The organism is Melaminivora sp. (assembly GCF_032059615.1).
Taxonomy (GTDB): Bacteria; Pseudomonadota; Gammaproteobacteria; order Burkholderiales; family Burkholderiaceae_C; genus Melaminivora.
In genome coordinates this window covers 75290-83914 of sequence record NZ_DAMCAM010000005.1, presented here as the reverse complement: position 1 = coordinate 83914, position 8625 = coordinate 75290, and the positions used below count along the sequence as shown (strand labels likewise).

Here is an 8625-nt window from a genome sequence, read left to right as displayed (position 1 = left end):
AGCTTCTTTTGCAGCCGCTCGGCCAGGCGGCGCTCGCCCGGGGTGCCCCGGCCGGACTGCGTGCCGGCCGACATCAACGTCGCCATCGCCTCCCTCTCATCTCGTCGGTGTTTCAAGCGGAAACACTTTATAGGGGGACAAGCTGATGGGCGGCTGACGGAAACCCCGAGGGTTGATGAGAGACAAAAAGGGTTTGAACCCGAATTTCAATGAAATCGGTCTCAAACCCTTTGTAATCAAGCATAATCAGCTATCAAATCTGCAGCGTTTTTGCCAATGTGGCGGCCGGCGCCCGTGGTCAGACTGCCTTGGGCGGGCGGTGCAGCAGGCAGACCTTGTTGCCGTCCGGGTCGCGCAGGTAGGCCAAGTACATGCCACCGGCGCCCTGCTCGCCGCGCCAGCCGGGCGGGTCTTCGCAATCGGTGCCGCCCGCGGCCACGCCGGCGGCATGCGCGGCGCGGGCCTGCTCGGGCGAGGCGGCGGCAAAACCGAGGGTGCTGCCGTTGCCGTGGCAGGCCGGCTCGCCGTTGATGGGCCGGGTGATGCCGAAGGTGTTGCCCTCGTGGCGCCAGAAGGTGCGGCCCTTGGGGTCGGTGAAGCCGGGCTTGACGCCCAGGGCGCCCAGCAGGGCGTCGTAGAACTTGCGGGATTGGTCGAGGTCGCTCGCGCCGAGCATGACGTGGCTGAACATGGGGAGGTGTCTCTCTTTCCTGTGGGGGTGAGGGCGCGCCTGAAGGGGCGCGCCTCTGCCTATCGTAGTGCGGCTGCGTGGGCGCGGGTGGCGCCTTGGCGGCTCACAGCGGCTTCCACAGCGCAGGCGTGGTCGAGGGCCTCCAGCCTGCGCCCACATAGGCGGTGTGCGCCTGCAGGCAGCTGTACCTTTTCCCCTGCTGGGTGACGATCTGCCCGATCTTGTAGCTCACGCCTTCCTTCCACTCATCGCCGGACACCGGGGGCGCGCCCGTGCCCTCCCCCTTCTTGATGTCGACGTTGAAGGTGTAGCCCCGGTAGCCATCGTTCAGGTAGACCTTGTTGTCGGTTGCGCTTCTTTCTGGCGTCACGGCGACGCCCGCGTTTGTCTGCCGAATGATGCCGATCCGCATGGAATGCGACTCTGCGTTGACCTTCATGCCCAATGCAAACGGCCAGTTGGCGGCCATGCCGGTATTGGCGTCCAGCACCACGGCGTGTCTTTCCACGTCGCGGCCATAGGCGTCAAACACGCGCAGGGTGGCAGTGCTCTGCGCTGGCAGATTTTCATAGGCCTTTACGCTGCCTATTTCCTTCCAGGGGTTGCTGAGTGGTGGTTCTGCCGGGGCGCCTCCACCTCCGCCCCCGGAAAATTTCACGTCGGAGCATGAATAGAAAGCCTCTTCACTGTCCGAGCGCTTCCATACGTTGAAGATGATGTGGTCTCCCGTCTTGTGGGGTGGCAGCTTGACGGTCATCCGGTACCGGCCGTCCGTCAGCGGCGGCGTGCCTTGCACAACGGCGAACTCTTCGAGGTCGGCCCAGGTCAGCGCGGCGTGCCTGTTCCAGCCATTCTTGGTGACATAGAACTTGAAATACCGGGTGGCATGGGGAGCAGTGGCCCGGTAGACGAATTCATAATTGCCCTGGCTGTCGGGGACGATATTGGTGGATGCCCAATCGGGCCGCCCCAGATCATAACCCCGGTATTTGCTGTTTCCGCCAGAGCACAGCATGCCATTTGCCACGACGGACTGATGATTGTCGCCGGGCGGGTTTTGGCTGATGGCGTTCCAATCGTAGGCAGCCTGGGTGCCGCCAAGGTTCTTGGCTTCTCGGCATGCAGCGGAGGTCGGGTTTTCTGCTCCCTCCTTGTAGCAGTTATAGACACGGTTGATCGGCACTTCCATGGTGCCGTGCGCGAAAGACAGTGCAGGAGCCAGAGCCAACGCGAGAACTGTACATGGGTAAAAATTGATGTGTCGCATGTGATTTCCTTGTTGTGGTAAACCCCGATTCACAATAGACAGAAAAAGGCGGATTGAATGAAACCCGATTGCCCATGTCTGCGCGGACTGGCGTTTTCTCTCAATTGCCGCTCCTGTTTTTCAACAGTGGCGTAAATGATTTACTCAGCCAGGCGGCCATTTATCCACAATGGTCGAGCTGTGTAAAGCGGGGGGTCCCGCACCGTGCGCAAGGGCGCTGCCGCGGCCCGCTCCCGTCGCCTGCGTGCGTCCCGGGGCGCACATGCCGGCACCACCCGTCCTGTCTTGCCCGAACCGGCTGCATCCCTTCCGCCGGTCGCTGCAGAATCGCTGCTGGAAACCGCCAGGGCCCCAAGGCCGGCAACGATGGACAGCTATCAAAAAACCCCCTCCCCCCGCACCGAGCCCACCCCGCCGCCAGACAGCGTCTTTCGCAACACCGGCTTCACGGCCTTCCTGATCGCCCGCGTGGTGGCCGTCGTTGCCACGCAGGTGCAGGCCGTGGTCGTGGCCTGGCAGGTTTATGACCTGACGCGCGAGCCGCTGGCGCTGGCCTGGGTGGGGCTGGCGCAGTTTCTGCCCATGCTGGGCCTGCTGCTGCCGGCGGGCGACCTGATCGACCGCTTCGACCGGCGCCGCATCCTGGCCACGAGCTGGTCGGTGGGCGCGCTGTGCAGCGCGCTCCTGTGGTGGCTCTCGGGCCACGGTAGCAGTGGTGTGGCCGGCATCTACGCCGTGCTGGTGCTCTACGGCTGCACGCGCGCCTTCTCGGGGCCGGCCATGCAAAGCCTTCTGCCGCAGATCGTGCCGCGCGGCCAGCTGGCGCAGGCGATCGCCGCCAACAGCATGCTGATGCGCGGCGCGGCGGTGGGCGGCCCGCTGCTGGGCGGCGTGCTCTACGCGCTGGGCGGCGGCGAGCTGACCTACGCCGTGTGCTGCGCCTGCTTCATCCTGGGCGCGCTGCTGCTGCGGCGCGTGACCGTGGCCCATGCCGGGCTGCGCGAACCCGCCCGGGGCAGCATGGTCAGCCGCTTTGGCGCGGGCATTGCCTTCATCCGCACGCGGCCCATCATCCTGGGCACCATCTCGCTAGACCTGTTCGCCGTGCTGCTGGGCGGGGTGGTAGCGCTCTTGCCCATCTATGCGCAGGAGGTGCTGCACGTGGGCCCCGCCGGCCTGGGCGCGCTGCGCAGCGCCATGGCAGTGGGCGAGGTGGGCATGGGGCTGCTGCTCAGCGTGCGGCCGATTTCGCGCCATGTGGGCCGCACCATGTTCGCCGCGGTGGCGGTGTTCGGCGCGGCCAACCTGGTGTTCGCGCTGTCACACTGGTTCTGGCTGTCGTGCCTGATGCTGGGAATAGCCGGCGCCGCCGACATGGTGAGCGTGAACATCCGCGGCACCCTGGTGCAGTTCTCCACGCCGGACGCCATGCGCGGGCGGGTGAACGCGGTCAACATGCTGTTCATCGGCTCATCCAACGAGCTGGGCGAGTTCCGCGCCGGCACCACCGCGGCGTGGCTGGGCACGGTGCCGGCGGCGGTGCTGGGAGGGGTATGCACGCTGGGGGTGGTGGGGCTGTGGATGCGGGTGTTTCCGCTGCTCAGGCGGGTGGACCGGTTCGAGGAGGCGGCGCGGGCGAGTGGAGCGCAGGAGCTGGAGGGCCGTTGACGCGGTGCTGCCGCAGTGAAAACTGAAGAAAAAATCAGGGAAAAGCGGATTTCTGCAAGAAATGTTGTAACACTGCGGATTTTTCCTTGCCCCAGGGGGCATCTGAATGAGCGCTGTCGGCTGTGCCTGGATTCAGCAGGCCCTGGATGCGCTTGATTTTCTTGGCACGCAGCAGGCGTGCGTAGCATCCGTCAGCCCCGCAGCCCCGCAGCCCCGCAGCCCCGCAGCCCCGCAGCCCCGTGCGCAGCGTTCAGCGTGAACGCTGCGTCGTCACGTTCGCGTCCACCGTGCCAAACACGGTGACGCCGCTGGCGTCGCCCTGCTGGCTGTCGGGCATGCCGGCCTGGCGCGCACCGCCGCCCGTGGCCGTGCAGCCAGCCAGCGCGGCGGCAAGGGCCAGCGCTGCCAGCGCGCAGCGTGCGGCGCCCGCGGCAGCTCTCGTCATCGTGCTCATGCGGCTCCCCCCAGGTGCTTGCCCAGGATCCCCGCCAGCTCGAACATGCCCGCGCGGTCCTTGCCAAACACGGCCCGCAGCCGGTCGTCGGCCACGATGGTGCGCTTGTCCTGCGGGTCCTGCAGGTTGTGGGCCTTGATGTAATCCCAGGTCTTTTTCATGGCCTCGGTGCGGGCAACCGGCTCGGGGCCGATCACGGCGGCGAGTTCGGCGCTGGGGGTCTTGCCGGCGGCCGTGCTGGGCTTGCGCGGGGCCTTGGCGGGGGCGGCTTTCTTGGCTGTGGGCTTGGCGACTTTTTTGGCGGCAGCCGTTGTCCTGGCTGGGCCTGAAGCTCCCGTTTTGCTAGCGCTGGCGCCCGCCGTCTTGCGCGCCGGGTATTTGCCCTCGGCGCGCGGTTCGAACTCAAAGTTCACCTTGCCGGCGGCCGCGTCCCAGGCCAGGAAGGCCTTGAACGGGCGGCGCGTGCGCAGGCTGACGAACTTGTCGAGCAGGTCGGTCTTGCCCGTGGCCAGCAGTTTCTGCATCTGCGCGCGCTCCACGGGCTGCTGCAGGATGATCTTGCCGCTCTTGAAGCTGCACGACGGCGCGGCCTGCTGGGCGGTGGGCACGGCGCGGCTGCAGACGTAGTTGCTGCCGTGCTCGAACACCGGCGCGCCGCACACGGGGCAGGGGCCCAGGCTTTCCTGGCCCGAAAAGTCCACCGCCTCGCCGCCGCCGTCGCCGCTGGCCGCGTCGTCGCCGAAGTCGAACTCCAGCTTGTGCTGGCCCGAATCGGCATCGCGCACGATGGCCACCTCCGCCGTGAACGGCCAGCCGGCCTTGGAGCGAAAGCCTTCCAGCGGGCCGATGCGCCGCTCGCGCAGCAGGGTCTCGGCCTCCTGCGTCTCGAAGGTGCGCCCGGCCGGCGACTTGGTGAAGGAAAAGCCGCAGCCCGCGCCGGTGCTGCCTGGCTGGCCGGTGCAGGCGAAGCGGCGGTAGTTCTCCTTGACCACGCCGCCGCAATCCGGGCAGGGGCTGGCGAGCGTGGCGTAGTCGCCCGGGATGCTGTCGCGGTCGTACTCCTTGGCCTTGCGCACCAGGTTTTCCGTCATCTCCTTGATCTGCTGCATGAAGACTTCGCGCGGCAGCTGGCCGCGCTCCATCTGCGCGAGCTTGTACTCCCACTCGCCCGTAAGCTCGGCGCGCGACAGCTCCTTGACGCCCAGGCCACGCAGGAGCGTCATGAGCTGGAAGGCCTTGGCCGTCGGGATCAGCTCGCGGCCCTCGCGCAGCATGTATTTCTCGGAGATCAGGCCTTCGATGGTGGCCGCGCGCGTGGCCGGCGTGCCCAGGCCCTTTTCCTGCATGGCGCTGCGCAGCTCCTCGTCCTCGACCTGCTTGCCGGCCGACTCCATGGCGCCCAGCAGCGTGGCTTCGGAGTAGCGCGCGGGCGGCTTGGTGCGCAGGGCCCGGGCGTCGGCGGCGGCGGTGTGGGCATCCTCGCCCGGGCGCACGGCCACCAGCGGCTGGCCCGAGGCCTTGTCGGCGCCCTTGTCGACTCCCTTGTCACCGGCCTTGGAGCCGTCCATCTCGCTGGCCGCCTCCTTGCCATAGATGGCCAGCCAGCCGGGCTTGACCAGCACGCGCCCCTCGGTCTTGAAAGCGTGCTCGCCCACGCGGCTGATGCGCGTGGTGACCTGGTATTCGGCGCTCGGGAAGAACACCGCCAGGAAGCGCCGCACCACCAGGTCGTAGAGTTTTTGCTCTGCCTCCGACAGCCCGCTGGGCGCCTGCGTGGTGGGGATGATGGCGAAGTGGTCGCTGACCTTGGCGTTGTCGAAGACCTTCTTGGTCGGGCGCACGTAGTCGGCCTCCAGCGCCTGCTGCGCGTAGGGCGCCAGGTGCGCCATGCCGCTGGTGGCCAGCATGGCGACGGTGTTCCTGGCCACCGGCAGGTAGTCCTCGGGCAGGGCGCGCGAGTCGGTCCGCGGGTAGGTCAGCGCCTTGTGGCGCTCGTACAGGCTCTGCGCCAGCGCCAACGTGGTCTTGGCCGAGAAGCCGAAGCGGCCGTTGGCCTCGCGCTGCAGGCTGGTCAGGTCGAACAGCAGGGGCGAGGCCTGCGTGACCGGCTTGGCCTCCTCGCTCACGCGGGCCGGCCGGCCGCGCACGGCGTCGGCGATGGCCTGCGCCTGCTCGCGCGACCACAGGCGGTCGGCGCGCGCCTCGGGGTCGTCGGGGTTCTTCTTCCAGTGCGGGTTGAACCACTTGCCCGGGTACTGCCCGGCCTCGACGTCGAAGGCGGCGTGGATCTCCCAGTAGTCACGCGCGACGAACTTGCGGATCTTCTCCTCGCGCTCCACCACCAGCGACAGCGTGGGCGTCTGCACCCGGCCCACGGTGGTCAGGAAGAAGCCCCCGTCGCGCGAGTTGAAGGCCGTCATGGCGCGCGTGCCGTTGATGCCCACCAGCCAGTCGGCCTCGCTCCTGCTGCGCGCGGCGTCGGCCAGGCCCTGCATCTGCTGCTCGCTCTTGAGGTTCTGGAAGCCGTCGCGGATGGCCTGCGGCGTCATGCTCTGCAGCCACAGGCGCCGCACGGGCTTGCTCAAGGTCCCCTTGGCGCCGCCGGCGTACTGCTCGATCAGGCGGAAGATCAGCTCCCCCTCGCGGCCCGCGTCGCAGGCGTTGACCAGCTCCGTCACGTCCTTGCGCCGGGCCAGCTTGACCACGGCGTTCAGGCGGCCCTTGGTCTTGTCCACGGGTTTCAGGTCGAAGTAGGGCGGCAGCACGGGCAGGTGGGCAAAGCTCCACTTGCCGCGCTTGACGTCGAATTCCTCGGGCGCCTGGATCTCCACCAGGTGGCCCACGGCGCTCGTGACGATGTAGCGCTCGTTCTCGAAATGGTCTTCGTGCTTGTCGAAGCGCCCGGCAACGGGCGTGAGGGCGCGCACGATGTCTTGTGCGACCGAGGGTTTTTCTGCGATGACCAGCGTCTTGCTCATATTCAGTTTCTGCCGTTTCCGGCGCGCAGGCCCTTGCCTACAATGGCCGCCTTCACGCGCATGCGCACGCATGCATGCGTGCATGTCCAAGCTAACAGAATTTCATTTTCCCCCAGCCCTGGTCCAGCCCATGCCCCGCGCTCCCCGCACCCCGCAGCGCCCCGCGCCCCGCGCCGCCACGGCGCCCGCCGCATCCGCCGGCCGGCGCATCCAGGTGCGGCGCTCGGGCGTGCATGGCAAGGGCGTGTTCGCGCTGCGCCCCATCGCCGAGGGCGAGGTCCTCATCGAATACACCGGCGAGGTCATCGGCTGGGACGAGGCCCAGGCGCGCCACCCGCACGATCCGAGCCAGCCCAACCACACCTTCTACTTCCACGTCGATGACGACCGGGTGATCGACGCCAGCGTCGGCGGCAACGCCGCGCGCTGGATCAACCACAGCTGCGACCCCAACTGCTGGGCCGACGAGCAGGACGGGCGCATCTTCATCACGGCGCTGCGCAACATCGACGCCGGCGAGGAGCTGAACTACGACTACGGCCTGATCATCGAGGAGCGCTACACCAAGAAGCTCAAGGCCGAGTACCCCTGCCACTGCGGCGCGCCCAGCTGCCGCGGCACGCTGCTGGCGCCCAAGCGCGGCTGGTCGCCGCCCGGGCCGCGCTGAGGCCTGCGCCCGGCTCCCTCTCCCCGCCATGTCCGTCGCCCTTCCCATCCCCTGGCCGGCCGAGGCCCTGTGGCAGCAGGTCGAGCCGCTGCTGCCGGGCTTCTCGGTCGAGGTGCTGGCCAGCATCGATTCGACCAGCAGCGAGCTGATGCGCCGCGCGCGTGCCGGCCAGCCCGAACCCACGCTGCTGGTGGCCGAGCGCCAGACGGCCGGGCGCGGGCGCCTGGGGCGCCAGTGGCACAGCGCGGCCGCCGTCTATGACGGCACGGGCATGGTGCCGGCGCTCACCTTCTCGCTGGGCCTGATGCTCAGCCCGCGCGACTGGTCGGGCCTGTCGCTGGCCGTGGGCGTGGCCGTGGCCGAGAGCCTGCAGCCCGCGCTGCCCGCCCCCGGCACCGCCGCCCCGCGCATCGGCCTGAAATGGCCCAACGACCTGTGGCTGGACGACGGGCGCAAGCTCGGCGGCATCCTGGTGGAGACGGCCACCTTCGCCAGCGGCCCGCAGACGGCGGCCCAGGCCCGCTACGTGGTGGTGGGCATCGGCCTGAACGTGCTGCCGGTGCGCGTCGAAGGCGTCTCGCCCGCGCCTGCCTGCCTGCGCGAGGTGGACACGGCGCTCACCGCGCCGCGCGCCCTGGGCCTGGTGGCCCTGCCGCTGGTGCAGGCGCTGCTGGGCTTTGCCGAACACGGCTTCGGCGCCTTCCAGGCGCGCTTTGCCCTGCGCGACGTGCTGGCCGGCCGGCCGGTGCGGCTGTCCGACGGCCAGGAGGGCATGGCCCACGGCGTGGACGAGGACGGCGCCCTGCTGGTGCACACGGCCGCGGGCATGCAGCGCATCACCAGCGCCAGCGTCAGCGTGCGCCCGCAGGCGGGCGGCTGAGAGGCGCGGGCGCGGGCTCG

The 8625-nt window shown here is 68.6% G+C and carries 7 protein-coding genes; 3 read left to right on the top strand and 4 right to left on the bottom strand.

The window, feature by feature from the left end; genetic code table 11:
* Positions 1 to 298 precede the first annotated feature (298 nt).
* Together RT051_RS02245 and RT051_RS02240 are read right to left on the bottom strand one after the other, a co-directional pair.
* The gene (locus tag RT051_RS02245; RefSeq protein WP_313070820.1) at positions 299 to 691 is read right to left on the bottom strand and encodes a VOC family protein; all 393 of its coding nucleotides are present in this window, start codon (positions 689 to 691) and stop codon (positions 299 to 301) included.
* 103 nt (positions 692 to 794) lie between these two features.
* Positions 795 to 1880 (bottom strand): lytic polysaccharide monooxygenase, encoded by a 1086-nt coding sequence (locus RT051_RS02240; RefSeq protein WP_313070814.1) that lies wholly within the window; start codon positions 1878 to 1880, stop codon positions 795 to 797.
* 444 nt (positions 1881 to 2324) lie between these two features.
* Here RT051_RS02240 and RT051_RS02235 point away from each other — a divergent pair, with 444 nt between their 5' ends.
* Positions 2325 to 3626, top strand: coding sequence for an MFS transporter (locus RT051_RS02235; protein WP_313070805.1), 1302 nt, complete (start codon positions 2325 to 2327; stop codon positions 3624 to 3626).
* Between the two features lie 250 nt (positions 3627 to 3876).
* Here the strand turns inward: RT051_RS02235 and RT051_RS02230 are convergent, their stop codons facing one another.
* Together RT051_RS02230 and RT051_RS02225 are read right to left on the bottom strand one after the other, a co-directional pair.
* Entirely contained in the window at positions 3877 to 4080 is a 204-nt protein-coding gene (locus RT051_RS02230) for a hypothetical protein (RefSeq protein WP_313070801.1), read from the bottom strand.
* Positions 4077 to 7058 (bottom strand): DNA topoisomerase III, encoded by a 2982-nt coding sequence (locus tag RT051_RS02225; protein ID WP_313070797.1) that lies wholly within the window; start codon positions 7056 to 7058, stop codon positions 4077 to 4079. Before RT051_RS02225 ends, RT051_RS02230 begins: the two co-directional genes overlap by 4 nt.
* A 130-nt stretch (positions 7059 to 7188) precedes the next feature.
* On the opposite strand from RT051_RS02225, the gene RT051_RS02220 reads away from it, so the two are divergent.
* Together RT051_RS02220 and RT051_RS02215 are read left to right on the top strand one after the other, a co-directional pair.
* Entirely contained in the window at positions 7189 to 7725 is a 537-nt protein-coding gene (locus tag RT051_RS02220) for an SET domain-containing protein-lysine N-methyltransferase (protein WP_313070791.1), read from the top strand.
* 28 nt (positions 7726 to 7753) lie between these two features.
* Positions 7754 to 8605 (top strand): biotin--[acetyl-CoA-carboxylase] ligase, encoded by an 852-nt coding sequence (locus RT051_RS02215; RefSeq protein ID WP_313070785.1) that lies wholly within the window; start codon positions 7754 to 7756, stop codon positions 8603 to 8605.
* Positions 8606 to 8625: the final 20 nt, after the last annotated feature.